Annotated in this window: 24 protein-coding genes; 9 read left to right on the top strand and 15 right to left on the bottom strand. The window is 73.0% G+C overall.

What is annotated here, in order from left to right:
• Nucleotides 1-81: 81 nt before the first annotated feature.
• The 3 genes from ABTY59_RS15035 to ABTY59_RS15025 form a co-directional block, all read right to left on the bottom strand.
• Nucleotides 82-1,113, bottom strand: a complete 1,032-nt coding sequence (locus ABTY59_RS15035; RefSeq protein WP_352019358.1) for a metallophosphoesterase family protein — start codon at nt 1,111-1,113, stop codon at nt 82-84.
• 163 nt (nt 1,114-1,276) lie between these two features.
• Nucleotides 1,277-1,549, bottom strand: coding sequence for a hypothetical protein (locus ABTY59_RS15030; protein WP_352019357.1), 273 nt, complete (start codon nt 1,547-1,549; stop codon nt 1,277-1,279).
• Between the two features lie 28 nt (nt 1,550-1,577).
• Nucleotides 1,578-2,864, bottom strand: coding sequence for a hypothetical protein (locus ABTY59_RS15025; protein ID WP_352019356.1), 1,287 nt, complete (start codon nt 2,862-2,864; stop codon nt 1,578-1,580).
• A 149-nt stretch (nt 2,865-3,013) separates the two neighbouring features.
• Here ABTY59_RS15025 and ABTY59_RS15020 point away from each other — a divergent pair, with 149 nt between their 5' ends.
• The 4 genes from ABTY59_RS15020 (at nt 3,014) to ABTY59_RS15005 (ending at nt 6,118) form a co-directional block, all read left to right on the top strand.
• Nucleotides 3,014-3,733, top strand: coding sequence for an alpha/beta fold hydrolase (locus ABTY59_RS15020; protein WP_352019355.1), 720 nt, complete (start codon nt 3,014-3,016; stop codon nt 3,731-3,733).
• Between the two features lie 200 nt (nt 3,734-3,933).
• Complete coding sequence (locus ABTY59_RS15015) at nt 3,934-4,629, top strand: type 1 glutamine amidotransferase domain-containing protein (protein ID WP_352019354.1); 696 nt, start codon at nt 3,934-3,936, stop codon at nt 4,627-4,629.
• Between the two features lie 98 nt (nt 4,630-4,727).
• Nucleotides 4,728-5,177, top strand: coding sequence for a nuclear transport factor 2 family protein (locus ABTY59_RS15010; protein WP_352019353.1), 450 nt, complete (start codon nt 4,728-4,730; stop codon nt 5,175-5,177).
• 149 nt (nt 5,178-5,326) lie between these two features.
• Complete coding sequence (locus ABTY59_RS15005) at nt 5,327-6,118, top strand: YqjF family protein (protein ID WP_352019352.1); 792 nt, start codon at nt 5,327-5,329, stop codon at nt 6,116-6,118.
• A gap of 21 nt (nt 6,119-6,139) precedes the next feature.
• Here the strand turns inward: ABTY59_RS15005 and ligA are convergent, their stop codons facing one another.
• The 5 genes from ligA to ABTY59_RS14980 form a co-directional block, all read right to left on the bottom strand.
• Nucleotides 6,140-8,206, bottom strand: coding sequence for an NAD-dependent DNA ligase LigA (gene ligA / locus ABTY59_RS15000; RefSeq protein WP_352019351.1), 2,067 nt, complete (start codon nt 8,204-8,206; stop codon nt 6,140-6,142).
• Between the two features lie 55 nt (nt 8,207-8,261).
• Nucleotides 8,262-9,269 carry a hypothetical protein gene (locus ABTY59_RS14995; protein ID WP_352019350.1) on the bottom strand — a complete coding sequence of 336 codons (1,008 nt, stop codon included), beginning with the start codon at nt 9,267-9,269 and terminating at the stop codon, nt 8,262-8,264.
• Nucleotides 9,270-9,407: 138 nt separating this feature from the next.
• Nucleotides 9,408-10,406 carry a type I glyceraldehyde-3-phosphate dehydrogenase gene (gene gap, locus ABTY59_RS14990; RefSeq protein WP_352019349.1) on the bottom strand — a complete coding sequence of 333 codons (999 nt, stop codon included), beginning with the start codon at nt 10,404-10,406 and terminating at the stop codon, nt 9,408-9,410.
• Between the two features lie 141 nt (nt 10,407-10,547).
• Nucleotides 10,548-11,504: a GlxA family transcriptional regulator gene (locus ABTY59_RS14985; RefSeq protein WP_352019348.1), complete on the bottom strand. Its 957-nt coding sequence runs from the start codon at nt 11,502-11,504 to the stop codon at nt 10,548-10,550.
• A gap of 182 nt (nt 11,505-11,686) precedes the next feature.
• Nucleotides 11,687-12,580 carry a poly(ethylene terephthalate) hydrolase family protein gene (locus tag ABTY59_RS14980; RefSeq protein ID WP_352019347.1) on the bottom strand — a complete coding sequence of 298 codons (894 nt, stop codon included), beginning with the start codon at nt 12,578-12,580 and terminating at the stop codon, nt 11,687-11,689.
• Between the two features lie 458 nt (nt 12,581-13,038).
• Here ABTY59_RS14980 and ABTY59_RS14975 point away from each other — a divergent pair, with 458 nt between their 5' ends.
• Nucleotides 13,039-14,160: a serine hydrolase domain-containing protein gene (locus ABTY59_RS14975; protein WP_502995374.1), complete on the top strand. Its 1,122-nt coding sequence runs from the start codon at nt 13,039-13,041 to the stop codon at nt 14,158-14,160.
• Nucleotides 14,161-14,215: 55 nt separating this feature from the next.
• Here ABTY59_RS14975 and ABTY59_RS14970 read toward each other — a convergent pair whose 3' ends face one another.
• The 3 genes from ABTY59_RS14970 to ABTY59_RS14960 all read right to left on the bottom strand — a co-directional run bounded on the left by ABTY59_RS14970 (nt 14,216) and on the right by ABTY59_RS14960 (nt 16,997).
• Nucleotides 14,216-14,644: a nucleoside deaminase gene (locus ABTY59_RS14970; protein ID WP_352019345.1), complete on the bottom strand. Its 429-nt coding sequence runs from the start codon at nt 14,642-14,644 to the stop codon at nt 14,216-14,218.
• 117 nt (nt 14,645-14,761) lie between these two features.
• A complete protein-coding gene (locus ABTY59_RS14965; RefSeq protein WP_352019344.1) occupies nt 14,762-15,976 on the bottom strand; it encodes a S8 family peptidase in 1,215 nt (404 codons plus the stop codon).
• 226 nt (nt 15,977-16,202) lie between these two features.
• A complete protein-coding gene (locus ABTY59_RS14960; RefSeq protein WP_352019343.1) occupies nt 16,203-16,997 on the bottom strand; it encodes an alpha/beta fold hydrolase in 795 nt (264 codons plus the stop codon).
• Between the two features lie 169 nt (nt 16,998-17,166).
• Between ABTY59_RS14960 and ABTY59_RS14955 the strand changes: the two genes are divergently transcribed.
• Complete coding sequence (locus ABTY59_RS14955; protein ID WP_352019342.1) at nt 17,167-17,613, top strand: nitroreductase family deazaflavin-dependent oxidoreductase; 447 nt, start codon at nt 17,167-17,169, stop codon at nt 17,611-17,613.
• Here ABTY59_RS14955 and ABTY59_RS14950 read toward each other — a convergent pair.
• A complete protein-coding gene (locus ABTY59_RS14950) occupies nt 17,547-18,524 on the bottom strand; it encodes a DMT family transporter (protein ID WP_352019341.1) in 978 nt (325 codons plus the stop codon). The genes ABTY59_RS14955 and ABTY59_RS14950 overlap by 67 nt on opposite strands.
• Nucleotides 18,525-18,596: 72 nt before the next feature.
• Between ABTY59_RS14950 and ABTY59_RS14945 the strand changes: the two genes are divergently transcribed.
• Entirely contained in the window at nt 18,597-19,472 is an 876-nt protein-coding gene (locus ABTY59_RS14945) for a LysR family transcriptional regulator (protein WP_352019340.1), read from the top strand.
• Nucleotides 19,473-19,499: 27 nt separating this feature from the next.
• On the opposite strand, the gene ABTY59_RS14940 is transcribed toward ABTY59_RS14945, so the two are convergent.
• Both ABTY59_RS14940 and ABTY59_RS14935 read right to left on the bottom strand, forming a co-directional pair.
• Nucleotides 19,500-20,333: a class II fructose-bisphosphate aldolase gene (locus tag ABTY59_RS14940; protein ID WP_352019339.1), complete on the bottom strand. Its 834-nt coding sequence runs from the start codon at nt 20,331-20,333 to the stop codon at nt 19,500-19,502.
• A 42-nt stretch (nt 20,334-20,375) separates the two neighbouring features.
• Complete coding sequence (locus ABTY59_RS14935; RefSeq protein WP_352019338.1) at nt 20,376-21,299, bottom strand: SIS domain-containing protein; 924 nt, start codon at nt 21,297-21,299, stop codon at nt 20,376-20,378.
• Nucleotides 21,300-21,473: 174 nt separating this feature from the next.
• Between ABTY59_RS14935 and ABTY59_RS14930 the strand changes: the two genes are divergently transcribed.
• Entirely contained in the window at nt 21,474-22,280 is an 807-nt protein-coding gene (locus ABTY59_RS14930; RefSeq protein WP_352019337.1) for a DeoR/GlpR family DNA-binding transcription regulator, read from the top strand.
• A 176-nt stretch (nt 22,281-22,456) separates the two neighbouring features.
• Nucleotides 22,457-24,481: a phosphocholine-specific phospholipase C gene (locus ABTY59_RS14925; RefSeq protein ID WP_352019336.1), complete on the top strand. Its 2,025-nt coding sequence runs from the start codon at nt 22,457-22,459 to the stop codon at nt 24,479-24,481.
• Between the two features lie 60 nt (nt 24,482-24,541).
• Here ABTY59_RS14925 and ABTY59_RS14920 read toward each other — a convergent pair whose 3' ends face one another.
• Nucleotides 24,542-25,144, bottom strand: a complete 603-nt coding sequence (locus ABTY59_RS14920) for a DUF6197 family protein (protein ID WP_352019335.1) — start codon at nt 25,142-25,144, stop codon at nt 24,542-24,544.
• Between the last annotated feature and the right edge of the window lie 227 nt (nt 25,145-25,371).

Raw genomic sequence — 25,371 nt, 5'->3', positions numbered from 1 at the left:
GGCGCGAGGGACGGCGCGAGGACCGTACGCAGGGTCCCGCGCGTCCCGTCGCGTGGAGTCCGGACCTCGGTGGGGCGGCGGTCAGATCCGCGTCGACAGCGGGACGGTGATCTGCTTCAGCCAGCTGCCGGCGGCGAAGTCGCGGGCCTTGACGACGACACGGTCCCGGTGGACCTCCACCTGGAGCCCCTGGTTGAACGTCCCGGGGACGGAGACCTCGCCGCCCTGGCCGTCGTCCGTGTAACCCGTCTGCACCGCACCCGTGTTGATCACCGAGAAGCCGTCCAGGTTGGCGGTGCCGGGGACGACCCTGCGCACGTACCAGTCCGAGAGCCCGAGGTCCCAGTGCGTGTGGCCGCAGAAGAGGAAGACGTCACGGTGCCGGCCGAGGATCGCGAGGAGCCGGTCCGCCTGGAGGTAGTCGCGCGAATACAGCCGGTTGTGGCTGCCGGACACGGTGTTGGGCAGCGGGTGGTGCGTGACCACCATGACGGGCTTGCGCCGCCGGGCCCAGTGGGCGAGGCGCTCCTCCAGCCAGGTGAACTGGGCCTCGCTGAGCCACACCTCGTCCCAGAGCTTCGGGTCGTGGAAGTGCATGTACTTCTCGGTGCCGAGGCTGAGCACCGGAATGCCGCCGAACGAGTGCTCCGCGTACACCGTGTTGCGTCCGGCGAAGTGGAAGAAGCTCCGGAACAGCGAGTCCTCGGTGGTGCCGTTGGGCCAGGTGTCCTGCGCGAGCGTCGACGGGTCGCGCCACTTGGGGACGTAGAACTCGTGGTTCCCGATGGCCCAGGCGACCGTGCTCGTACGGGTGTGACGCGCGAGTTCGGCGGTGACGGCCGCGTACTCGGCGTCGTAGCCGCGCGGGGTGATGTCGCCGGCGACGGCGAGGCCCGAGCCCGCCGGGTTGGTCCGGCGCATGTCCTCCAGGGCGACCCCGAGGTCCCGGAGATCCCCCTGGATGTCGCTGATGACGTTGAACGTGGTGACCGGACGGCCGGGTGCGGCGTGCGGACCGGACTGCGCCAGGGGCGCCGCGCCCACCGGCACCTGGGAGGCGGCGACGGCGCCGACCGCTCCTGTCGCGACGGTGAGCAGTGACCTGCGATCCACGGGGAGTTCCTCTCGGGGGCGGCGGCGGCCGGCACACACGCGTCCCCGGCCACCGCGCTTCGAACCAGACCCGTTATGGATATGTGACCCATGCGACCCGTCACCCCGCGTCGGATGTCCGGAGGATGAACGGGTGCCGACGGAATGACGGAGCGATCGGGTGTCAGGCCGCCCGGCGTGACCGGAGCAGCCGGAGCCCCTTCAGCAGCAGCGCGATGCCCATCAGGGCGAGGCCGACGATCCCCAGGGGGATGTTGGCGAGGCCGAGGCCGGCGAGGAGCAGGATCCCGCTGACCGAGTCGAGCACGTCGAGCCTGTGGTCGAGCCGCCGCTCGGGCGGGGACTGACGCAACCGGCGCAATACGGAGACGAAGGAGAGGAGCTGGAGCACTGCGAGGGCGAGGAGCACCCAGCGGAAGGCATTCGGTATGTCCACGCCGTCAATGTACGGGGGCACCCGGCGCTCACTCCGCCTTGCTCGTTCGGTTCTTCCTCGTGTGGTTCTTCGTCGTGTGGTTCTTCGTCGCCTCCAGGCCGAGGCGGGCGCGCTCGGCGATTCCGTCGGCGAGCTTGCTCGTGACCGAACCGGCCCTGTCGAGGGTCTCGTTGCCGAGGTTCCTGGCGGCGCCGACGCCCTTCGCACCCGTCTCCAGGGCCTTGTCCCGAGCCGCCGCCGCCGCTTGTGCCCACCGTCGCGTCTGCGCCGACGTGTCACCGGACTCGATGCCGAGCCGCTCGTGGAACTCCTGCACGCCGAGGGCGACGTCGTTGCTCGACCGGACCACGGCCGGGGACTTGGCCGGATGCAGCAGCACCTTCGCGTTGGCCGTCCCGGCGGCCGCGTTCATCCGGGCCACCAGACGTGCGGTGCTCCTCGCGATGACGTCGAGCCGGGTCTTCCGGGCCGCCTTCAGCCCGAGGCGATGCCCGTCCAGCTCCTCCGGGGAGTCGTCGAGCACGCGGTCGAGTTCGAGCACGGCGACGGCGTCCTGGAGACGGAAACAGCGGGCCAGCACGGCGAGCCACTCCCGCACCAGCGGCTCGGCCTCCCTGGCCGCCGTCGCGAGGTCGCCGATCCGGGTCTTGCGCTCCATCTTCTCCGCGATCGCGTCGAGTTGGAGCAGTGCGTACGCCTGGGTGTCCGCGAGCGTCGTGGGCGCGGTCTGCACCTTCGACCACGTGACCTCGTCGACCCTCCCCCGGTTCTCCCGGATCAGCATGGCTTCCTCCACCACGAAGCCCACTCCGATCATGCGGGCCACCACGGCGTCCTTCTGGGCACGCCGCACGTCGTCGACCTTCTCGTCGATCGCGGCGAGATAGTCGGTGATCTCGTCCATGGCCTGCTGCATCGCGAGCTGGGCCATGATCCCCGCGGCACCGGCGAGCATGGCCGGGTTGGTCAGCAGGGCCCTGGGCGCCTTGACGATGTCCACGAAGCCCTTGATCTGCCCCTTGGGTCCCTTCAGTACGCCTGTGCCGAGACCCGTCTTCGCGTTCTCCCGCAGCCCGTACTTCTTGACGAGGTGCGCCGACTCCCGGCTCAGCTTCACCCAGCGGCCGGACTCGGCGGCGACCTCCGCACCCGTCTGCGCGACCGAGGCCCCGGCGCCGAGGAGGGACCTGAGCCGTCCCAGCCCGAGGTCCTTGGACGCCAGCCCCTCCGAGACGAGGAAGCGTTCCACGTCCGCCGGCGTCCCGATGACCGCCAGCCCCTCGCCGTCACTGATCAGCTGAACCTCGTCGCCCATCGCCCGCTCCCCCCTGTGGATCCTCCAGAGCGAGGGTAGCCGTGCAGCGGCGCGGCGAACGACGTTGAGGGAACGGGGGCTTGAGCATCCCGGACACGCCAGGGCCGCGGACCCGCCAGGGCCGCGCACGATCGACGGAGGTACCGCTCATGCACGCCGACACCGACCGCCCCACGCTCCTGCTGGTTCACGGAGCCTGGCACGGGGCCTGGTGCTGGGATTCCGTACGCGCCGAACTCGACGCCGCCGGCTGTCGGTCCCGGACCGTCGACCTGCCCAGCGCCGGACCCGCGACGGCCGAGCGCTCCCGTCCTGTGGGGATGCTGGACGACGCGGAGGCCGTCCGGGACGCGTTGCGGCGCGTCGACGGGCCCGTGGTGGTGGTCGCCCACTCCTACGGCGGCGTCCCCGTCACGCAGGCCGTCGCGGATGCCGCGAACGTCGTGGGGGCGGTGTACGTCGCCGCCTTCCAGCTGGACGCGGGCGAGAGCATGGTCACGTTCCTCGGGACCCCCGTACCCGACGACGGCTCGGGCCATGCCCCGCCGTACGAGGACGCCCGGCGGATACTCTTCGGCGACGTTCCCCGGGCCGACGCCGAGCGCGCCGTGGCCCGGCTGCGTCCGCAGAGCGTCCGTTCCTTCACGGAGCCCGTCACCACGGCCGGCTGGCGGACCGTGCCCTCCGCCTACGTCGTCTGCGAGCAGGACCGGGCGCTCGAACCTTCTCGGCAGCACGCGCTCGCCGTGCGGGCCGGCACTGTCCACCGGCTGCCGAGCGGCCATTCGCCCTTCCTCTCCATGCCCCGGCGGCTCGCCGCGCTCCTGGCCGGAATCGCCGGGTCCGCGCTCCCCGCCCGGCGGAACTGAACGGCACTCGTATTCCCCGGGGAGACATCGGGTTCCCTATGGCAGGCATTGACTTCCCCATTGGAAACCTATGGATCATCCACCTAGTGTCGAGGTCGTCGCCGCACCGGCGACCTCGCCGCGGAGCGTCCCTCGGAGCAGAGTGTCCGTGTGCGCACCCGCCCCGGGCCCCACCGGGCCCGCCACCTCTGGAGCTCCCCATGTCGAAGATCCTTTTCGTGCTCACCGGCGCCGACCACTGGACGCTGGCCGACGGAACCAAGCACCCGACCGGCTTCTGGGCCGAGGAGGCCGTCGCCCCGTACGAGGCCTTCAGGGCCGCGGGTCACGAGGTCGTCGTCGCCACGCCGGGCGGTGTCGTCCCGACCGTCGACGCCGGCAGCCTCGCCCCCGAGTTCAACGGTGGACAGGAGGGCGCGGACAGGGTCGCCTCGACGCTCGCCTCCATCGACGAGATCAAGAACCCGATCAAGCTGGAGGACGTCCGTACGGCCGATTACGACGCCGTCTTCTACCCCGGCGGCCACGGCCCGATGGAGGACCTCGCCGTGAACGCGACCTCCGGCCGGCTGCTGGCCGACACCCTGCGGTCGGGCAAGCCGCTGGGCGTGGTCTGCCACGGGCCGGCCGCGCTCCTCGCCGCCACGGACGCCGACGGCGTGAACGTGTTCGCCGGCCGCAAGGTCGCCGCCTTCACGAACGCCGAGGAGACCCAGGCCGGCCTCGCCGACCGGGCGAAGTGGCTGCTGGAGACCCGGCTCGTCGAGGCCGGCGTGGACGTCCAGGTCGGCGAGCCCTGGGCTCCGCACGTCGTCGTCGACGGCAACCTGGTCACCGGCCAGAACCCGTCCTCCTCCGCCCCGCTCGCCGCGGAGCTGCTCAAGAAGCTGACCTGACGCCCTCGCGGTCACGGGGGCGGGCCCTGGACGGGGCCCGCCCCCGTCGCTACCCTCCTCCCACCTACTCATATTGTTGACTAGTTGCGGAGTCGAGCATGAAGTCCTTCCGGCAGGCCGTCGAGGCGAACGACCACGCGGCGATCGAGGCGCTGCTCGCCGACGACGTCGTCTTCACCAGCCCCGTGGCGTTCAAGCCCTACCCCGGCAAGGCCATCACCGCGGCCATCCTGCGCGGGGTCTCCCGCGTCTTCACCGACTTCCGCTACGTCCGGGAGACCAGCGGCCAGGACGGCCGCGACCACGCCCTCGTCTTCGAGGCGCGAGTCGGGGACCGGGCCATCACCGGCTGCGACTTCCTCCACCTGAACGAGCAGGGACTCATCGACGACTTCATGGTCATGGTCCGGCCGCTCTCCGCCGCGCACGCGCTGGCCGAGGCGATGGGGGCAGAGTTCGACCGCATCGCCGCCGAAGCCGCCGCGGGCGCCGAAGCCACCACGGGCGCCGAGGGCGACCGGGTCGCCGGCGGCGTCGAGCCAGCCTGAGCCGTCGAACCCGCCGAAGCCGCCGACCGCGAAGCCACCGAGCCACCGACGGCCGAGGTGACCCGAACGGCGCCCCCGCACGCGGTCGGCACCGGCGTGCCGACGCGCCGGCCCCGACCGCACCGCCCCCGGTCCGGGATACTGCTGCGATGCCGCCGACGCCGCCCGCCGTGGAACCCGAACCCATATCGGCCGACCCGCCGCACCGCCCGGACCTCACCCTGCTCACCCAGTCCTGGCTCGACCTGGCCTTTCTGCACTGGCCCGTGGACCCCGCCGAAGTGGCCCCGCTCCTGCCGCCCGGCACCGTGCCCGACACCCTCGACGGGGTCACGTACGTCGGCCTCGTGGCCTTCCGGATGCACCGCGTGGGCTGGTTCCGCCTCCCCGGCATCCCCTACCTCGGGAGCTTCCCGGAGACCAACGTGCGCCTGTACTCCGTGGACGGTCACGGGCGGCGCGGCGTCGTCTTCCGCTCGCTCGACGCCTCCCGGCTCCTCCCCGTGACCGTCGGACGCTGGGCGTTCCGCATCCCCTACGTCTGGTCGAAGATGACCGTGCGCACCGACGGCTCCACCCTGACGTACACCAGCAGACGGCGGTGGCCAGGACCGCGCGGGGCGCACAGCGCGATCAGCGTGGACGTCGGCGAGCGGGTCGAGGAGCCCACCGCGCTCGAACACTTCCTGACCGCCCGCTGGGGCATGCACAGCGCCTTCCGCGGGCGCCCCCTCTATCTTCCGAACCACCACCCCCGCTGGCCGCTGCACCGCGCCCGGCTCCTCGCCTGCGACGAGAGCCTCCTCACGGCCGCCGGTCTCCGCCGCCCCCTCGGGGAGCCCGTGAGCGTGCTGTACTCCCCGGGCGTCCCCGTACGCTTCGGCAGCCCGCCCTCCCCGCGGGGCACCGTCGTCCCGCGCCCGAGGAGCGGCGGCGACTGACACCGTCCCCGGGACGCCCGGTCAGTCCAGATACGCCGCCACGAGCGCGGCGAAGGCGGCCGGGGCGAGGACCTCGACGCCGAGCTCCAGCGCCTTGACGGCCTTCGAGCTCGGCTTGCCGTGAGCCGCCGGCGCCGCGACCAGATACGTCGTCCGGGAATTGACGCCGCTGCCCAGGCGCCCTCCGGCCTTCTCGATGAGCGCGCCCATCTCGGAGCGCCCCCAGCCGTCCAGCGGACCGGTCATCCTCCCCGTCACGACGACGGTCTTCCCGCTCCACGGGCCTTCCGCCGCGTCCTCGGCCTCGTCCTGGCGCGGCTCGGTCATGGTGACGCCCGCCGCGATGAGCTTGTCGATCACCGGCGCGAGCACGGCGACCTGCTCCACGATGACCGGCGCCTTCTCCGGGCCTATGCCCTCGACCTCCTGCAGGGCCGTGGCGTCGGCCGCGCGGATGGCCTCCATCGTGCCGAAGTGGGCGGCGATGCGCCGGGACATGCTGCGGCCGGTGCCCGGCACTCCGAGGGCGCAGAAGACGCGGCTGAGGGGGCGGGACCTGGCCAGCCGGAGCTGCTCGGCAAGCTTCGCGCCCCGCTTGGCACTGCCGGAGGCGGCGGTGAGCTGCTCCTCGGTGAGGGTGAACAGGTCGGCGACGTCGGTGACGGCCCCGGCGGCGACCAGGGCGTCGACGTACGTCCTGCCGAGGCCGTCGATGTCGAGGATGTCGCGCCCGGCGACGTACTCGATCAGCGGCGCCAGGGCGCAGGCGGTGCCCCGCGCGCAGCGCCACCGCTCCTGGCTCCTGTCGACCTCGCCGCCGCAGTTCGGGCACGCCTCGGGCAGCGGCACCGGCACGGCTCCCCGCGGCCGGAGCTCGACGACGGCCGCCTGGACGCGCGGGATGATGTCGCCGGCCTTGTGGACGGTCACGGTGTCGCCGATGTGGAGGTCCCGCCGGAGGATGTCGGCCGGGTTGTGCAGGGTGGCGCGGGTGACGGTCGACCCGTCGAGCTCCACGGCCGTGAGCACCGCCGTCGGGGCGAGCACACCCGTACGGCCCACTTCCCAGAACACGTCCTCCAGGACGGTCTGGCGCTCGACGGCCGGAAGCTTGTAGGCGATCGCCCAGTACGGGAAGCGGCTGCCGAAGCCCGCCCTCCCCTGCTCGTCGGCGCTGTCGGCCTTGATGACGACGCCGTCGATGCCGAACGGCAGCGTCGCGCGCATCGCGGCGATCGCGTCGACCCTCTCCTGTGCCTCGGCGAGGGTGCCGACGACGTGCAGCCCGGCCGGTGTGTCCGCCGTGGTCCGCACGCCCGCCGCCGCCACCGCGGCCAGCGTCTCGGCGTGACGTGCGCCGGCGGGCAGGAACGCCACGCCGTCCAGCTCGACCGCGCCGTACGCCCAGAAGGTCATCGGGAGCCGGTACGGGCGGTCCTTCGCCCGCAGCGTGCCGGCGGCGCCGTTGCGGGGGTTGGCGAAGACGTCCCCGCCGTGCGCCGTCCGTATCTCGTTCGCGGCCTCGAACTGCTCCTGGGTGAAGAGGACTTCGCCGCGCGCCTCGAAGGTGGCGGGCACGGGGAGGCGCTCGGGCAGGCCCACGATCGTCCCGATGACGTGGCTGACGTCCTCGCCCTTGGAACCGTCGCCGCGGGTGATGATCTGAACGAGGCGCCCGTCCCGGTAGCGGGCGGCGACGGCCGCTCCGTCCATCTTCGGCTCGACGGTGAACCCTCCCGACGGCTCGTGCCCGAGCCGCCGTCGGAGCGAGGCGCCCCAGGCGACGAGCCCCTCCGGGGCGAAGACGTTGTCGAGACTGAGCAGGCGCGTGGTGTGCGCGACGTCGCCCTCGGGGGCCGCTCCGTCGGCCACCTGACCCGCCGGCGAGTCGGCCGCGACGTCCTCGGGGTGCTCCGCCTCCCAGGCGGTGACGGAGAGCCGCAGCCGGTCGTACGTGGCGTCGTCCATGACGCTGTAGCTCTCGCCGTAGTACGTACGGGACGCGTCGCGCAGGCGCTCGATCGCGGCCTGGTACGCGGCACGGCTGGGCAGGCTGAAATGCGCCTCTACGGCGGGCGTTGTCGTCATGTCCACCATCCTGTCGCAGGGCACTGACAACGCCCTGTCGCGCGGCCGCCCGGTCCTACTGGGCGCTCATCCGGTGGGGGTGCGCCGGATCGGACGGGCAGACGAAGGCCCGGTACTCGTCGCGGCCGGCGCCGACACCGGTGGGGCATCCGGGCGGCGGGAAGGGGCCCCAACTCGCCTGGTGCTCCGTGGAATCGACGGTGAGCAGCAGACGCATGCCGGCTCCGCACGCGTCGCAGTGGACCGGCATCAGACCGGTCCGGTGCCAGGAGTCCCAGCCGCCGATCTTCCAGCCCGGCGCGAGGGAGAGGTCGTACTGGTAGGTCGGCGCCGCCGCTCCCGCACGCTCCTGGAGGTCGTCCTCCCACGCGTCGATCCGCTCCACCAGGTCGGGTGGCAGACGGTCCGCCCAGGGGTACTCGACGATGCGCTCCGGGTACAGCACGCACGGCACCGGCAGGTAGCGCGCGCGTTCGACGAGCGGCGGCTCCGGCTGCGCGCGCACGGGAGCGGTCACGTCGGCCGCGCGTCGCCAGAAGAGGCGCGTGGACGGGCCGAAGTCGCTGAACGGGCCGTCCTCGTGCCCGGCGAACGGGCACCACAGCACCTGGAGCAGGTCCGTCCCCGGCAGCGCGAAGGACCCCAGGTCGGGCACGTCGCGCGCATGGAACTGCGCGAGCGCGAGGAGCGGCAGCGGGCTGCCGTCGTGCCGGTCCGGCTGGTGTCCGGAGTCGCTCATCTCCCGCAACTCGGCCCGCTCGGCCTCCGTGAAGGCCCACCCGGTGCCGTCGGCCGGACGGGGCCGCGCCTGCGCCGCCCCGAGGATCTCCGCGTGGTGCCGGACCCGTCGCGGGCGGACTCCCCGCACCCGGCCGTGCTCCCGGCACACCGGCCACTCCTCGTCCTGCGGCCAGAGCAGCGGGCCTCCGACGGAGCTGTCGGCAGCGGTCGGTGCGCCGGGGCGGGGATGGAGCCGTGTCGCGGTGCGGGCGTACGCCGTCAGCTCGGGGAACGGGACCGTGATGTCGAGGGGCCGGTACGGGGTCGTGGGGGCGGGCTTCACGAGGTCACGGTAGCCAACCGCGTCGTCGGCCACGGGCCGGAGGACCGGGTGTGCCGGGAAACGCGTCGCACGCCGACTCCCGTGCGGTCGGAGTCGGCGTGCGGGCCTGGCGGTTCCCGCCGTGCGGCGGGCGCGGCGTCAGCTCGCGGCGAGGAGCTGGAGGGTGTCGATGACGCGGTTCGAGAAGCCCCACTCGTTGTCGTACCAGGCGACGACCTTGACGTGGCGTCCCTCGACGCGGGTGAGGGCCGAGTCGAAGATCGACGAGTGCGGGTTGCCCACGATGTCGGCGGAGACCAGCGGGTCCTCGGAGTACTCGAGGACGCCGGCCAGCGGGCCCTCGGCGGCGGTGCGGTAGGCCGCCAGGACGTCCTCGACGGTCACGTCGCGCGCGACGGTCGTGTTGAGCTCGACGATCGAACCCACCGGGACGGGCACGCGGATCGAGTCGCCGGACAGCTTGCCGTCCAGGTTCGGCAGGACGAGGCCGATGGCCTTCGCGGCGCCCGTGGAGGTCGGCACGATGTTGACGCCGGCGGCGCGGGCGCGGCGCGGGTCGCGGTGCGGGCCGTCCTGCAGGTTCTGCTCCTGCGTGTAGGCGTGGACCGTCGTCATGAAGCCGTGCTCGATGCCCGCGAGGTCGTCGAGGACCTTCGCGAGGGGCGCCAGCGCGTTGGTCGTGCAGGAGGCGTTGGAGACGATGGTGTGCAGCTCGGCGTCGTACGCGTCGGTGTTCACGCCGTACGCGAGGGTGACGTCGGCGCCGTCGGCGGGCGCGCTCACGAGCACCTTCCTCGCGCCGGCGTCGAGGTGGGCGCGGGCGGCCTTGGCCGAGGTGAAGCGGCCGGTCGACTCCAGGACGATGTCCACGCCGAGCTCGGCCCACGGCAGCTGCGCCGGCTCGCGCTCGGCGAGCACCTTGATGCGGCGGCCGTCGACGACGAGGGTGTCCCCGTCGACGGTGACCGGACGGCCGAGACGGCCCGAGGTGGAGTCGAAGGCGAGGAGCCGCGCGAGGGCGGTGGGCTCCGTCAGGTCGTTGACGGCCACGACCTCCAGGTCGGTGTCGCGCTCCAGGAGGGCGCGCAGCACGTTGCGGCCGATGCGACCGAAACCATTGATGGCGATGCGAGTCATGAGCGGTGTCCCTTCCGACCTTCCGATTCGCCACCCAGGTTCGCGCGGAACGCGCGGCTCAACCAGCGGCGGGATCGCCACGGTCCGCAAGTATCGCGCCAAGGTCACGCACGAGATCCGACAAGATCACCCAAAGGGGTTCTATTCGCCCTGCGCGAAGGTCCGCCGGTACTCGCTGGGCGTGGTCCCCAGGATCCGCTGGAAGTGCAGGCGGAGGTTGGCCCCGGTGCCCAGGCCGACGTCGGCGGCGATCTGCTCGACGCCCCGCTCGGAGCGTTCGAGCAGTTCACGGGCCACGTCGATGCGGGCCCGCATGACCCACTGCATCGGCGTGTATCCGGTGTCCTCGGCGAACCGCCGCGAGAAGGTGCGCGGTGACACCGCCGCGTTGCGGGCGAGGACCTCCAGGGTGAGGGGCTCGTCGAGCCGGTGCAGGGCCCATTCGCGGGTGGCGGCGAACCGCTCGCCGAGCGGCTCCGGGACGCTGCGCGGCACGTACTGCGCCTGGCCGCCGCTGCGGTACGGGGCGGCGACCAGGCGCCGGGCCGCGTGGTTGGAGGCGCCCACGCCGAGGTCTCCGCGCAGGATGTGGAGGCACAGGTCGATGCCGGAGGCCGCGCCGGCGGAGGTGAGGACGCTGCCCTCGTCGACGAAGAGGACGTTCTCGTCGACGCGGACCAGCGGGCGCTTGGCCGCGAGGGCCCTCGCGTAGTGCCAGTGCGTCGTGGCGCGCTTGCCGTCGAGGAGGCCGGTGGCGGCGAGGGCGAACGCCCCGGTCGAGATGGCGGCGAGCCGCGCCCCGCGGTCGTGCGCGGCGATCAGCGCGTCGACGACGGGCCGGGGCGGGTCCTCGCGGTCGGGGTGGCGGTAGCCGGGGACGAAGACGATGTCGGCCCAGGCGAGCGCTTCCAGGCCGTGGGCGACCTGGTAGGACAGGCCGTCGCCGCCTGCCACGACCCCGGGTTCGGCGCCGCAGACCCGCACCTCGTACGGCATGCTCGCGCGGGTGGTGAAGACCTGGGCGGGGATGCCGACGTCGAGGGGTTTCGCCCCTTCGAGGACGAGGACGGCGACGCGGTGGAGACGTGAAGCAGACACGTCCACGAGGGTACGCGGCCGGGTGTCCGCGCTGGTCAGCGGCGGTCCCGGCGGCCGTGCGCCCGGCTCCTGCCCGAGGACACGCGCCGTGCGGCGGGGCGCCGGGTCCCGTCGGTCTCGCCCCGGCCGTCGCGGAGGTCGTCGCGACGGCCGGGGCCCACCGTGCCGGGGAGCGGTTCGCGTCAGGCCGTGGGGCCGGGGATCCGCAGCGCGTTCTCGTTGCGGTCCCATCCGGACCACAGGGCGGTGTCGGTGCAGGAGGCGCAGCCCGGGCCGAAGAACACTCCGCGGGCGTTCTCGTCGCCCATGAGCCAGAACCGGAGCCAGGCGGTGGTCGGGGCGCGGAAGTCGCCGCCGTCGCCGATGGAGCTGAGGTGTCCCGCGCCGCGGACCTCGCCGTAGACGGCGGGGACGTGCGAGGAGTCCCGGTAGAGCGCCTTCACCAGGGCCGGCCACACGATCAGGTCGCGCTGCCCGGCCAGGTAGAAGACGGGCTCGTCGATCAGGTCGGGATCGGTCAGGGGGCCCGGCTGGATGGGGACCGCGGTGTCGACGCGGGGGTCGAGCGCGGCGTTGACCGCGGCCGCGCCGCCCTGCGAGTGGCCGGCGGAACCGATGTGGTCGAGGTCCACCTTCCGGTAGTAGGGGCTGGAGCTGTCGGCGTTCCGGTGCTCCAGCACGTCGATCCCGGCGCGCATGCTGATCGCGAAGTTGGAGGTGGGGGTGTTGGCGGCGGCGACGATGAAGCCGTGGCTCGCCCAGTGGCGCAGCAGCGAGCCGTAGATCCCGGGCACGGCGCCGGTGCCGTTGCCCCAGATCACGACGGGGTGGAGCTCGCCCTGCCGCCCCATGTCCTTCGGGCGGTAGAAGGTGTGCACCGCCTCGATCTCGACGGTCACCTCGTACGGCCCCGGCTGGTCCCAGGCGGTGCCGACCGACGGGATCCGGCCGGTCGCCGCCTCCGTGGCGCCGGCGGTGCCCGGCCCGGCGTACGCGGTCATCAGGAGGGCGAGCAGCAGGCCGACGAGTGCGCGGATCCCTCTCCGTGGCAGGGGGCGGGGAACTGGTCCTGGCATGGCAACTCCTCTGTGGATGCGGCACGTTGCGCGTCCTCGCAAGCGTGGCCAGCGCCATGGTGGTGCTTCCCGGCGCCGGTTGTCTGTCGGCAGGAGCCCAGTCCTGCCGGGCCCTTGCTGGGCAGACGCCCAACGGAGGCACGGAAGTACGCCGTCCGGATCTCGTCGCTCGTGTCCGGAACCGTTCGTGGCCCGACGGCACTCATGATCGTTGGACACGGGGGCGACGCGCGACAGCGGCGCGGTCCCCCGGTCCTGCGGCCCACCCCCGCCCAGTGCCGCGCCGAACGTTCGGAAGAAGCAGAGGAATCACCGTGTTCCAGTCGTCGCACCGCCGTCTGGCCGTGAGCGCCACCCTGATCGCCGCGCTGGCGGTGGGAGTCGCCCCGGCCACCAGTGCGTTCGCCGCTCCCCCCGCCCCCGCCGTCACTCCCTCGCACGCGGTGCCCGCCCCGGACATGAAGGGCGTGGTCGCCGCGCTCGACTCGGCCATGACCAACGGCGCGCCGGGCGCGATGGCCCGGTTCTCCGGCCCGCAGGGGGTGCAGAGCCGGACGGTCGGCGTCCAGGACCGGGTGACGGGGGCCCCGATGGACATCGACGCGCGGTTCCGGATCGGCAGCGTCAGCAAGACGTTCTCCGCGGTCGTGCTCCTCCAGCTGGTGGAGGAGGGCCGGCTGGAGCTGGACACGCCCGTCAACCGGTACCTGCCGGGGCTGCTCCCGGACGACCGCATCACCGTCCGGCACCTCCTCACCCACCGCAGCGGGCTCGCCGACTACACGGACGCGATGTTCAACGACACGGTGCCGGGCTTCGAGGCCGTCCGGAACCGGGTGTTCAGCTACCAGGAGCTCGTCGACCTGTCCCTGAGCGAGCCCCGCACCACCGAGCCCGGGGTGTCGTACAAGTACTCCAACGCGAACTTCGTGGTCGTCGGCATGCTCATCGAGAAGCTCACCGGCCGGCCGGTGTCCGACGCGTACGAGCGCCGCATCTTCAAGCCGCTGAAGCTGGGCAGGACCTCGTACGTCCACCCCGACGCGCGCATCAAGGGGCTGCACGTGCGGGGCTATCTGCACCCGGACGCGGCCGGCGACCCGCTCGTGGACTCCACGGAGCAGACGGTGTCCTGGGCGCAGTCCGCCGGTGCCGTGATCTCCAGCCCGGCCGACCTGAACACCTTCACGAGCGCGCTGATGCGCGGTCGGCTGCTGTCGCCGGCGATGCTGGAGGCGATGACGACGGTCACGCCGACGGACTCCACCGGCACCCGGTTCTACGGTCTCGGCCTGCGCCGCTACGACCTGTCCTGCGGGACGCAGGTGTTCGGGCACACGGGGACCGTGCAGGGCTTCTACACGTACGCCTTCTCGACCCGTGACGGCCGGCGCAGCCTGTCGGCCCTGGCGAACACCTCGAACCACGGCGAGGCCAACACGGCGCTCGGCGGCACGCTGGAGGCGGCCTTCTGCGGCAAGAAGCCGGCGGTGGCACCGTCCTCGCGCGCCGCCGCGTCGCCCGCGGCCTCCGACCTCGCGCCGCTGCCGGCGGAGCGTGACCTGCCCGAGCGCCACTGACGGCGGAGCGGGAGCCGCTGACGTCGTCGCCAGGCCCCGGGCCTCCGACGGCCGGTCAGCCGTAGTACGGCGCGACCACCGCCCGTACCTCGTCGAGCAGCGCGGGGCCGTCCGTCGGAACGGGCGGGCGGCCCGTGCCGGGCCGGATGTCGAGGAGCTGGGCGTGCGACAGCGCGTAGACGACGCGGCGGAGGCCCGCCTGCCGGATGGCCGCCGCGCACATGGAGCACGGTTCGCAGCTGGTGTACATCGTGGTCCCGGCCGCCGCCGCGGGGTCCAGTTCCCGTGCCGCCCAGCGGGCGAGCTTCAGCTCGGGGTGGGCGGTGATGTCCCTGTCCGTGAGGGTCGTGTTGCGTTCCTCCGCGAGGACGGTCCCGTCGGGTGCCGCGAGGAGCGAACCGAACGGCGGGTCGCCGCCCTCCGTCGCCTCGGCCGCGAGGGCGATGGCGCGGCGGAGGAGGGTGTGGTCGTCGGCTGCGGTCATGACGGCTCCGTTCGGTGCGGTGGGGAGGTCACAGCCGAGCCTAGGGGGGTGTACGGAAGCCGTCCCGGAGGCGCCGGCTGCCTCCGGGGCGGCTTCCGTGCCGGTGTACCGGACGGACTACTGGACGATGCGCAGGAGGCGGTTCGGGGAGCCGCTGCCCGGGCTGGTCACCTTGTTGGGCGTGGCGCCGTTGACGAGAGCGGTGGCGACCTGCGCCGGAGTGGCGGAGGTGTGGCCCGCCAGGTAGACGGCGGCGGCGCCCGCCACGTGCGGTGTGGCCATCGAGGTGCCGGAGATGGTGTTGGTGGCGGTGTCGCCGGTGTTCCAGCCGGCGGTGATGGAGACGCCGGGGGCGAAGAGGTCCAGGACCGAACCGTAGTTGGACCAGCTGGCCTTGGCGTCGTTGGAGCCGGTGGCGCCGACCGTGAGGGCGGCGGCCACGCGGGCGGGCGAGGAGGACGAGGCGTTGGTGCCCGAGTTTCCGGCGGCGACCGCATAGGTGACGCCATCGGCGATGGAGTTCTTCACGGCGTTGTCGAGGGCGGTGGAGGCACCGCCGCCGAGCGAGAGGTTGGCCACGGCGGGGGCGCCCGCCTGGTGGTGGGCGGTGACCCAGTCGATGCCCGCGATGACGCCCGCGGTGGTGCCGGAGCCGTTGTTGTCGAGGACACGGACGGCGACGATCTTCGCCTTCTTGGCCACGCCGTAGGTGGTGCCGGCGATGGTCGTGGCGACGTGGGTGCCGTGCCCGTTGCCGTCCTGGGCGACCGTGTCGCCGTCGACGGCGTCGTAGCCGTTCACGGCGCGGCCGGCGATCTCGGAGTGGGTGATCCGCACGCCGGTGTCGATCACGTAGGCGGTGACGCCGCCGCCGGCGCTGTCGGGGTACGTGTAGGTGCCGGAGAGCGGCAGATCGGCCTGGTCGATGCGGTCCAGGCCCCAGGGCGCGTTGGTCTGGGTCGCGTCGGAGCGGACCACCTGGTTCTGTTCGACGGACGCGACGGCCGGGTCGGCGGCGAGGCGGCGGGCCTCGGCGGCGCCGAGGGTGGCCGTGTAGCCGTTGAGGGCGGAGCCGAAGGTCTTGTGGACCGTGCCGCCGTAACCGGCTATCAGCTTCCGCCCCTCGGCGGAGGCGGCCTTGAGGCCGGCGCCCTGCTTGAGGGTGACGATGTAGCTGCCGGGGACCGCGTCGGCCGAGTCCGCGGCGAGCACGGTTCCCTCGGCGGGAGCGGCCTGGGCGGGGACGGCGGCGAAGGTGCCGAGCAGGGCGGCGGCGGTCGCGGCGGAAGCCGTCACGGCGAGGCGGGTCTTCTTGCTCTGGGGAAGTGCCATGCGCGGGAGTCCTCCTCATGGGCGTCGCGCCCGAAGGGTGGGGCGGCGCGACTGTGGGGGGGTGCACGTGGGGCCACGTACACGGTCGGGACCGGTGTGTCCGGCCCCGGCGTGATCAGCAGCCTGGCCTCTCCCCGGGGCGCGGCTCAAGGGAGTTGAGGTCTTGTCATGCATCCGCCATGCGCCTGCAACGGAACCCCCTCCGAGCTGGGCCCGCCTGGCTGGATCAAGCGCTCCGGTGGCCTGGAAGCGAAGCCGCCGGGTCGGCGGCGAGCACACGGGCGAGGGCCGTCGCGAAGCCGTCGGGGTTGTCCAGCATCAGGTTGTGCCCCGCGCCGGGCACCTCGGACACGGGGACGCCCAGCGCGGCCGCCTTCTCCGCGTCGGCGTCCGGCAGGCTCCGCTCCCCCACCAGGAAGGCCCGCGGCATCCCGAGCCCGGCCAGCAGGTCCCCCGGCGCCGGCACGCTGCCCTCCACGAGCGCCACCGCGCTGCGGTGCACCGCTCTCGGGTCGGCGAGCCGCAGCCGGGCGGCGTAGTCGGGCCGGTCGGTCTCCGCGACCATCCGGGCGAAGCCCTCGGCCACGAACGCGTCCTCGTCCTGGGCGGCCACCGGCGAGCTGAACGCCCCACCGCCCGCGTACAGGTTCGGCTCGGCCACGACCAGTCGCGCGACCAGGTCCGGGCGGGCCGCCGCCAGGTGGATCGCCACGGCGCCGCCCATCGAGTGCCCGACGAGGTCCACCCCCGTGACCCCGAGGTGGTCGAGGACGGCGGCCACGGCCGCCGCCTGGGACTCCATGCGGTAGTCGAAGTCCGCGGGGCGGTCGCTGAACCCGTGGCCGAGCAGGTCCACCAGGAGGGCCCGGCCGCCGCCCAGCGCCCGGTGCGCCGCGATGGAGGCGAAGTCGGAGGCGGAGGTGCATCCGAGGCCGTGGACGAACACCCGCGCGGGCCCCTCGCCCGGCAGGTCGATCCACCTGATGTACGCCCGCTCCTCCGCCAGGAACAACTCCCGCATGCCGCCCGCTCCCCTGCCTCGTACACCTGTCCCACTGTCAGGAGCCACCCTATGAGCCGGTACTGACAACGCCCCGCCGGAGCGGTCCGCCGTCGCGCGGCCGGGGCGTCGGATAGCGTCGGGACGAGCAGGCCGGCGACACCGGCCGCCACCGAAAGGACGTGCACCGATGCCCCTCGAAGGCGAGTACCGGCCCAGCACCACGGCCTGGGTCCGCGAGCAGGTCGAGCTGTACGAGTCGTCCGGCGGCACCGAGGGCACGACGATGCGGGGCCTCCCCGTCGTGCTGGTCACGAGCCTCGGCGCGCGGAGCGGCAAGCTCCGCAAGACCCCGCTGATGCGGGTCGAGCACGAGGGGGCGTACGCGCTCGTCGCGTCCAACGGCGGCGCGGTCAAGCACCCCGTCTGGTACCACAACCTGGTCGCCGCACCCCTGATCGAACTGCGCGACGGCCCCCGGTCGGGGGACATGAAGACCCGTCTGGTCACGGGCGAGGAGCGCCAGGCGTGGTGGGAGCGGGCCGTCGCCGCGTTCCCGGACTACGCCGACTACCAGCGCAGGACCGACCGCGAGATCCCCCTCTTCGTCGCCGAGCCGGTCGTCCGGGACGCGTAGGCCTCCGCCTCCCGGGCCCCGGTCCCGGAGGGGCCGGGCCGTCCGGCCCGGCCGTTCCCGGCGCGGGTCAGGCCGACGCCGGCGAGGACGACCGCCATGCCCGTCAGCACCCGGGCGGACAGGGGCTCGTGGAGGGCCAGGGCACCCAGGGTCACCGAGACGACCGGGAGCAGGTAGCCGACCGTGGCGGCGCTCGTGGGGCCTTCCTCGGCGATCATGCGGTAGTTGAGGTGGAAGGTGAGCCCGGTCGCGAACACGCCGAGGACGAGGACCGCGAGCACTCCCGTCGCGGTCACCCGGGCCGGGCCGCTCGCCGCCAGGGCGGGGGTGCTCAGGGCGGTCGCCGCGAGGAGCTGCGCGGCGGAGAGCGCCAGGGGTGCCGTACCCCGGTCCGTGAGCCGGCGCGCCATGTAGGCGAAGGCCGCCGCGTAGCTCACGGAGGCGCCGAGCAGGGCGAGGGCGCCCCAGGTGAGCAGGCCGGTGCCGGTGCTCCAGGGCGCGAAGATCAGCAGGACGCCGGTGAAGCCGAGGGCGAGTCCACCGAGCCGGGCGGGGCTCGTCGGCCGTTCCGTGCCGAGGCCGAGGCCGATCAGGAGTGACCAGAGCGGTGTGGTCGCGTTGAGGACGCCCGCCACTCCGCTGTCGACGGTCTGCTCGCCGACCGAGAACAGCAGGAACGGGAGCGCGTTGCAGAGGAGCGCGGCGATCCCGAGGCGCCCCCAGGTGCCGCGATCCCGTGGCGGCCGCTGCCCGGACGCGTACGCGAGCGCGAGGAGGACCGCCGCGCCGAGGAGGCATCGGACGAAGGTGATCCACCCGGGCGTGAGGCCCTCGTTGAGGGAGATCTTGATCCAGAGGAAGCCGGAGCCCCAGAGCAGGGCCAGGACGCCCATGCGCATCGCCGAAGTCATGCCCTCCACGGTCCCGGCCCCAAGCCGACAGGACAAGCGAAGGATCCTGCATCCGGCGTTAAGCTCTGCTGCATGCTGGACGTGAGACGCATGCAGGTGCTCCGGGCCGTCGTCGCCGGCGGCTCGATCACGGCCGCCGCCGGGCACCTCGGGTACACCCCTTCCGCCGTGAGTCAGCAGATCGCCGCCCTGGAGAAGGAAGCGGGCATCGCGCTGCTCGAACGATTCGGGCGGGGCGTGCGGCCGACCGCCGCCGGGCGGCTGCTCACCGAACACGCCGCCGTGATCGGACGTCAGGTGGCCGAGGCGGAGACGGCGCTCGCCGACCTCCGCGCGGGCCGCACCGGCCGGATCGCCGTGCGCTACTTCGCCACGGCGGGCGCCGACCTGGTCGCACCGGCCCTGGCCCGCTTCCGTACGGAACACCCCGGCGTGCGGGTCGACCTGAGGATCGCCGACGGCGCGCCCGACGAGGAGGCGGACCTCACCCTGCTCGTACGGCCCCGGGGCGGGCCGGAGACCTCCGGCGACGGTCTCCGGCTCGTTCCCCTGGTCGACGACCCGTACCGCGCCGTCCTGCCCCGGGGCCATCGGCTCGCCGACCGCCGGGGCGCCGTCGAGCTGGCGGACCTGGCCGCCGAGCCGTGGGTCGGCAGCGAGCGCCCGGGCCCCTGTCTCGACGCGGTCCTGGGCGCGTGCGCGGCGGCGGGGTTCACTCCGGACATCGCGGTGGAGTGCGAGGAGTACGCCACCGCGCAGGGCTTCGTCGCCGCCGGCCTCGGGATCAGTCTGATCCCTCTGATGGGCCTCGGCAGCCGTCACCCGAACGTGGTGGTCCGCAAGGTGCGCGGTCCGGAGCCGGTGCGGTCGATCCACGCTGCCGTTCGGGAGTCCTCGCTGGCCCTGCCCGCCGTGCGGGACCTCCTGACGGCGCTTCAGGAGGTCTGAGCCGACGGGGTCGCACCGACGGCGCCGTCAGGGGGACAGGACCGCCAGGAGGTGGGCGACCTCGCGGGCCACGGCGGCACGGGCCGGCGTCAGGTAGTGACGCGGATCGACCGTGGTGGGATGCTCGGCGAGGTGGCCGCGGACGGCCTCGGTGAAGGCCTTGTTCAGATGGGTGGAGACGTTCACCTTGGTCATGCCCGCCGTGACCGCCTCGGTGAGGTGCGGGTCGGAGACCCCGGAGGAGCCGTGCAGGACGAGCGGAACGTCCACCGCCGCACGCAGCCGGGCGATCAGGTCGAGGTCGAGGACGGCGTCCCTGGTCACCATCTGGTGGGAGCTGCCCACCGCGACGGCGAGGGCGTCGACGCCGGTGGCGGCGACGAAGGCACGGGCCTCCTCGGGGTCGGTGCGCACCCCCGGGGTGTGGGCACCGCCCTTGCCGCCGACCTCGCCCAGCTCGGCCTCGACCCAGACGCCGTGGCGGTGGCAGTGCTCCACGACCTCGCGGGTCGCCGCGACGTTCTCCGCGTAGGGGAGCTTCGAGGCGTCGAACATGACCGAGCCGAGGCCGAGGGCGACGGCCTCGCGGACGAGGTCGGGGTTCTCGGCGTGGTCGAGGTGGACGGCGACGGGGATCTTGGCGGCGCGGGCGACGGCCAGGGAGGCGAGCGCGACCGGCTCCAGGGCGCCGTGGTAGCGGACGGTGTTCTCGCTGATCTGGAGGACGGCGGGCCGGTCGGCGTTCTCGGCGCCGGTCACGATGGCCTGGGCGTGTTCGAGCTGGAGGACGTTGAACGCCCCCACCCCGGTGCCGGCGGCGCGGGCGCGGCGGACGATCTCGTCGGTGGGTGTCAGCGGCATGGTGCCTCTTCCGTGTGGCGGCGGGCGGGAGCGGGGCGGCGGTCAGGCATGGACGTCGGTGAGGACGACGGAGCGGGTCAGGTTCCTGGGGGTGTCCGGGTCGAGTCCCCGGGCCTCGGCGACGGCGACGGCGAGCCGCTGGGCACGGACGAGCTCGGCGAGCGGATCGAGGTCGCTCTCGGCGAGGGTGCCGCCGACCTTGCGCACCTCGTCCGCGAGTCCGGCGGGCAGCGCGCCGAAGCCCCAGGTGACGCGGCCGGGGCCGGTGATGCTGATCGGGCCGTGGCGGTACTCCATCGCGGGGTACGCCTCGGTCCAGGCGCCGGCCGCCTCGCGCATCTTCAGGCCCGCCTCCAGAGCGAGCCCGTAGGTCCAGCCGGTGCCGAGGAAGGTGAACTGCTCGGCGGTGCGCACGCTCTCGTCGAGCGGGGAGGCGAGGGCGCGCTCGGCGTCCCGTGCGGCGTCCTCGACGGTGGCGAGTCCCTCCGGGAGGGCGTCCTCGGACTCCAGGTGGGCGCGGAACAGGGCGAGGACGGTGGTCGCGAAGCGGGTCTGGACGACGGACTCCTCGTCGGCGAAGTCGAGGACGGCGACGTCGTCCGCGAGGTCCATCACCGGGGTCGTGGGGTCGGCCGTGATCGCGCCGGTCGGGACCTTGCCGCGCAGCCGGGACAGGAGGGCGAGGACCTCGCTGGTGGTGCCAGAGCGGGTGATGGCCACGACGCGGTCGTAGCGGCGGCCGTGGGGGAACTCGGAGGCGGCGAAGGCGTCGGTCTCGCCGTGGCCGCCGGACTCGCGCAGCTCCGCGTAGGCGAGGGCCATGAACCAGGAGGTGCCGCAGCCGATCACCGCGACCCGCTCGCCGCGTCGGGGCAGGGCCGCGACGTGCTGGGACAGGGTGCGGGCCGCCTGGCGCCAGGTCGCCGGCTGGGAGGCGATCTCCACGGCGGTGCGGGTGGTGGTCATGCCGATCTCCTTGCAAGAAGAGTGCGCGATGATGATGGAAGTTGCTTGAAGACACGCTCATTCAAGCAGAAACATGCATCCTCTTGCCAGGTCCGGCACCCGTCGGCGGCTAGAATCGGACGCGCGCACGAGCGGGGCGGTCATGGGGCGCGACCCCGATGGAGGGAGGGACCCATGTCCAAGCACGAGCGGTGGAACACGCTCCTGGAGCTGCTCGCGGCCTCGGGAAAGCTGGAGGTCGAGGAGGCGGCGACGGCCCTCGACGTCTCGGCGGCCACGATCCGCCGGGACCTCGACGAGCTCGCCGAGCAGCAGCTGCTGGTGCGGACGCGCGGCGGCGCGGTGGTGCACGGCGTCTCGTACGAGCTGCCGCTGCGGTACAAGTCGACCCGGCACGCGCCGGAGAAGCGGCGGATCGCGGAGGCGGTGGCGGATCTGGTGGCGCCCGGCGAGGTCGTCGGGCTGAACGGGGGCACGACGACCACGGAGGTCGCGCGGGCCCTCGCGCTGCGGTTCGCGAGCGGTCGCACCGAGACTCCGGGAGTGCCGGCACCGGCGGGACCCGCGCTGACCGTGGTCACCAACGCGCTCAACATCGCGGGCGAGCTCGCGGTGCGGCCCCAGATCAAGATCGTCGCCACCGGGGGTGTCGCCCGCCCCCAGACGTACGAGCTGGTGGGCCCGCTCACGGTCGGGGTGCTCAGCGAGGTCGTGCTCGACGTGGTGGTGCTGGGGGTCGACGGCGTCGACCCCGAGCTGGGCGTGATGGCCCACCAGGAGGACGAGGCGAGCATCAGCCGGCTCTTCGCGGAGCGGGCGAGCCGGGTCGTCGTGGTGACCGACTCCTCGAAGATGGGCCGGCGGGCGTTCGCGCGGATCTGCGGTCTGGACCGGATCGACCTGCTGGTCACCGACACGGGAATCGCGCCGGAGACCGTGGCGCAGCTGACCGAGGCCGGAGTGAAGGTCCTGGCCGTCTGACCCATAGGGCTTCGGCTGGACCAAAGGTCTTCAATTGGACCAATCAGAGTGCCCGTGCCTCAAGGCCTCTGCTTGTTCACACACTAATTACCGCGCGGCTGTATACCTTTAAGCTCCCCTCCCTCATCATGTCTCGGACGTGCCGCTGGGGCACACCGTGACAGGAGAGGCGGGGCATGATTCCCATCAGCCGCAGGGGTTTCGTCGGGATCGGCGCGGGGCTCATGGCCGGGGCCGCGCTGCCCCCGGCCCATGCCTCGGCCGCCGCGAGTTCGGCGACCGGCACCCTCAGGGACGTGAAGCACGTGGTGATCCTCATGCAGGAGAACCGGAGCTTCGACCACTACTTCGGCACCCTGCGCGGCGTACGGGGCTTCGGTGACCGCGCCGCGGGCAACCTGCCCGGCGGCTGGGGCATGTTCAACCAGCCCAACTGGGGCGGCCGGCAGTACCCCTGGAAGCTCAGCTCCACCCCGCCGGCCGGCGGCGTCGACGGCGAGACCCTCGCGCAGTGCAACGGCGACCTGCCGCACAGCTGGACCTCGCAGCACGCCGCCTGGAACAAGGGACGCCTCGACAACTGGGTCACGGGCGTGGGCAACACCCGGACCCTCGGACACCTCGACCGCGGCGACATCCCCTTCCACCACGCGCTCGCCGACAGCTACACGATCTGCGACGCCTACTTCTGCTCGACGCTCAGCGCCACGGGCCCCAACCGCACGTTCCTGTGGAGCGGGAAGATCGACGGCTCCAGCAAGGACGGCGGCGACGAGTCCGGCCTCACCTGGGAGACGTACGCCGAGGCCCTCCAGCGCGCCGGCATGAGCTGGAAGGTCTACCAGAACGCCCAGGACAACTACGGCGACAACGGCCTCGCCTACTTCAAGAAGTTCACCGACGCCCGTCCTGGGGACCCGTTGCACGACCGCGGCATGGGCTCGGTCCCGAAGGTGACCGGCTCGACGCCGGACGACATCGCGGCGGCGATCCGGGCCGACGTCGTCGCGGGCACCCTTCCCCAGGTGTCCTGGGTGGTCGCGAACGAGGCCTTCTCCGAGCACCCGTACGCCCCGCCGGGGGACGGCGCCCACTTCGTCGACCTCGTCTACCGGGCGCTCGCCGCGAACCCCGAGGTGTTCGACTCCACGGTGCTCTTCCTCAACTACGACGAGAACGACGGCTTCTTCGACCACGTGCCGCCGCCGGTCGCCCCGCCGGGCACCGCGGGCGAGTACCTGGACGGCGTTCCGATCGGCCTCGGCTTCCGCGTCCCGATGATTGTCATGTCCCCGTGGACTCGGGGTGGCTGGGTGAGTTCCGAGGTCTTCGACCACACCTCCGTGCTGCGGTTCATGGAGACCTGGACGGCGGCCCTCGGCAACCCCGCCACCTGTCCGAACATCAGCGACTGGCGCCGGAAGGTCACGGGTGACCTGACCGGGGTCTTCGACTTCGCCAACCCGGTGTACGGAGTGCCGTCCGGTCTCCCCTCCACGGCGAAGGTGATCGGACAGGCCACCTGCGGCCCGCTGCCGAACCCGGCCCCGCAGAACAACGCGCTGCCCGCACAGGAGTCCGGCACCCGGCCGGCGCGCGCCCTGCCGTACCAGGTCAACGGCAACCTCGACCGCTTCGAGTTCGGCGCCGCCGGCAAGATCCTGGCCTGGTTCTCGATGACCAACCAGGGCGACGAGGCAAAGCGCCCGGCGCACTTCTCGATCCACCCGCACCAGCACCGGGACACGGCGGCCTGGCAGTACACCGTCGACCCGGGCGGCACGGCCACGGACTACTTCAACATCGGCCTGGGATCGGGCTCGGGGAAGTACGACATCTCGATGATGGGCCCCAACCGGTTCCTGCGGCGGTTCATCGGGGACGCCTCCAAGGCGGGCAAGGACATCGAGGTCGCCGCGCGGTACGCCAAGGAGCCCGGCACCGGGAAGACCGCGGTCTACTTCCGGATGGCCAACGCCTCGGCCAAGGCGGTCACCTTCACCGTCCGCTCGAACGCCTACCGTTCCGACGGCCCGTGGACGTACACCGTGCCGGCGAACTCCAGCCGCGAGGACTTCTTCAACGCGGTGGCGTACAACGGCGGCTGGTACGACTTCACGATCCTCGCCGACATCGACGGGACCTGGTCGCGCCGGTACACCGGCCACATCGAGACCGGTGCCGCGAGCGTCAGCGGCTGATCCCCCGCCCCGCGTGCCGGGCGGCGGCCCTCCGGTCGCCGCCCGGCTCCGGGCGCGGCGTCAGCGGCCGGCGTGCGCGGCGCGGCGGACCGTGGCGTCGAGCAGCGCCACCGCGTCGGCGGCGGTCCGGCCCGGGGCCCGGTTCCAGGGCCCGATCAGGTCGTGCCAGCCGCGCGAGCGGAGTTCGGTCATGATCCAGGCGGCCGCCTCGTGCATGGTGTCCGCGCCCCCGTAGCCGAGGCGATGGGCGGCGAGGAGGGCCCCGCAGACGCACCGGGCCCCCCGTGCGTCGCGCAGCTTGTACGGGGCGTTCTGCCAGCCCCACTCCGTCAGTACCAGGCGCGCGTAGCCGAGGTGGACCGAGGGGCGCAGCTCGGCCTGCCCGAGGCGCCGCCAGGAGTGCAGCCGGTCCGGCAGTACGGCTCCGAGCCGTCCCGGGAGACGCCGCTCGGTGGGCAGCCCCGGCGGGAGTGCGGCGAGCGCGTCGGCCACGAGGCGGTCGACCGGCACGCTGAGCAGCTTCCGCCAGCCCTCCTCCGCCGGTGACGGCTCCTCGGTGGCGGTCCAGTCCGTGACGATCCGCTGCCAGGTGGCGCTCTCGAAGAGCGCGGCCGCCTCGCGATCGAGGCCGTCGGGGTTGAGCAGGGCGGGGGAAGGCGGCATGGGAGCGGCTCCTGGGTCGACTTCCTCCATCTTTCAAGATAAATGTCCCTTTTGCCACTTTTACGAGCCCCGGGAGAGTCGCCGCGCGAACACCCCATCGAGGGGATTTCCCCCCTATTTACCCACCTCGGAATTACAGAGCATATTCGGACATTACGACCCTGGTGACGCGACTCACTCAACCACCCCCGGTCCCTCGCGCGCTCTCCGCCGAGCCCGTACCGGAC

Source organism: Streptomyces sp. NPDC096079 (assembly GCF_040303145.1).
Classification (GTDB): Bacteria; Actinomycetota; Actinomycetes; order Streptomycetales; family Streptomycetaceae; genus Streptomyces.
The sequence above is the reverse complement of the archived record's forward strand: the minus strand, read 5'-3'. Positions and strand labels throughout refer to the sequence as shown.

What these genes read in the sequence shown, in the direction of transcription:
- ABTY59_RS14980 (WP_352019347.1), bottom strand. Translation starts at nt 12,580, where the DNA reads ATGCCAGGACCAGTTCCCCGCCCCCTGCCACGGAGAGGGATCCGCGCA.
- ABTY59_RS14920 (WP_352019335.1), bottom strand. Translation starts at nt 25,144, where the DNA reads ATGCCGCCTTCCCCCGCCCTGCTCAACCCCGACGGCCTCGATCGCGAG.
- ligA (WP_352019351.1), bottom strand. Translation starts at nt 8,206, where the DNA reads ATGACGACAACGCCCGCCGTAGAGGCGCATTTCAGCCTGCCCAGCCGT.
- ABTY59_RS14960 (WP_352019343.1), bottom strand. Translation starts at nt 16,997, where the DNA reads ATGCGGGAGTTGTTCCTGGCGGAGGAGCGGGCGTACATCAGGTGGATC.
- ABTY59_RS14970 (WP_352019345.1), bottom strand. Translation starts at nt 14,644, where the DNA reads ATGACCGCAGCCGACGACCACACCCTCCTCCGCCGCGCCATCGCCCTC.
- ABTY59_RS14965 (WP_352019344.1), bottom strand. Translation starts at nt 15,976, where the DNA reads ATGGCACTTCCCCAGAGCAAGAAGACCCGCCTCGCCGTGACGGCTTCC.
- ABTY59_RS15025 (WP_352019356.1), bottom strand. Translation starts at nt 2,864, where the DNA reads ATGGGCGACGAGGTTCAGCTGATCAGTGACGGCGAGGGGCTGGCGGTC.
- ABTY59_RS14945 (WP_352019340.1), top strand. Translation starts at nt 18,597, where the DNA reads ATGCTGGACGTGAGACGCATGCAGGTGCTCCGGGCCGTCGTCGCCGGC.
- ABTY59_RS14975 (WP_502995374.1), top strand. Translation starts at nt 13,039, where the DNA reads ATGAAGGGCGTGGTCGCCGCGCTCGACTCGGCCATGACCAACGGCGCG.
- ABTY59_RS14955 (WP_352019342.1), top strand. Translation starts at nt 17,167, where the DNA reads ATGCCCCTCGAAGGCGAGTACCGGCCCAGCACCACGGCCTGGGTCCGC.
- ABTY59_RS14950 (WP_352019341.1), bottom strand. Translation starts at nt 18,524, where the DNA reads ATGACTTCGGCGATGCGCATGGGCGTCCTGGCCCTGCTCTGGGGCTCC.
- ABTY59_RS14935 (WP_352019338.1), bottom strand. Translation starts at nt 21,299, where the DNA reads ATGACCACCACCCGCACCGCCGTGGAGATCGCCTCCCAGCCGGCGACC.
- ABTY59_RS15010 (WP_352019353.1), top strand. Translation starts at nt 4,728, where the DNA reads ATGAAGTCCTTCCGGCAGGCCGTCGAGGCGAACGACCACGCGGCGATC.
- ABTY59_RS15005 (WP_352019352.1), top strand. Translation starts at nt 5,327, where the DNA reads ATGCCGCCGACGCCGCCCGCCGTGGAACCCGAACCCATATCGGCCGAC.
- ABTY59_RS14940 (WP_352019339.1), bottom strand. Translation starts at nt 20,333, where the DNA reads ATGCCGCTGACACCCACCGACGAGATCGTCCGCCGCGCCCGCGCCGCC.
- ABTY59_RS14930 (WP_352019337.1), top strand. Translation starts at nt 21,474, where the DNA reads ATGTCCAAGCACGAGCGGTGGAACACGCTCCTGGAGCTGCTCGCGGCC.
- ABTY59_RS14925 (WP_352019336.1), top strand. Translation starts at nt 22,457, where the DNA reads ATGATTCCCATCAGCCGCAGGGGTTTCGTCGGGATCGGCGCGGGGCTC.
- ABTY59_RS15020 (WP_352019355.1), top strand. Translation starts at nt 3,014, where the DNA reads ATGCACGCCGACACCGACCGCCCCACGCTCCTGCTGGTTCACGGAGCC.
- ABTY59_RS15015 (WP_352019354.1), top strand. Translation starts at nt 3,934, where the DNA reads ATGTCGAAGATCCTTTTCGTGCTCACCGGCGCCGACCACTGGACGCTG.
- gap (WP_352019349.1), bottom strand. Translation starts at nt 10,406, where the DNA reads ATGACTCGCATCGCCATCAATGGTTTCGGTCGCATCGGCCGCAACGTG.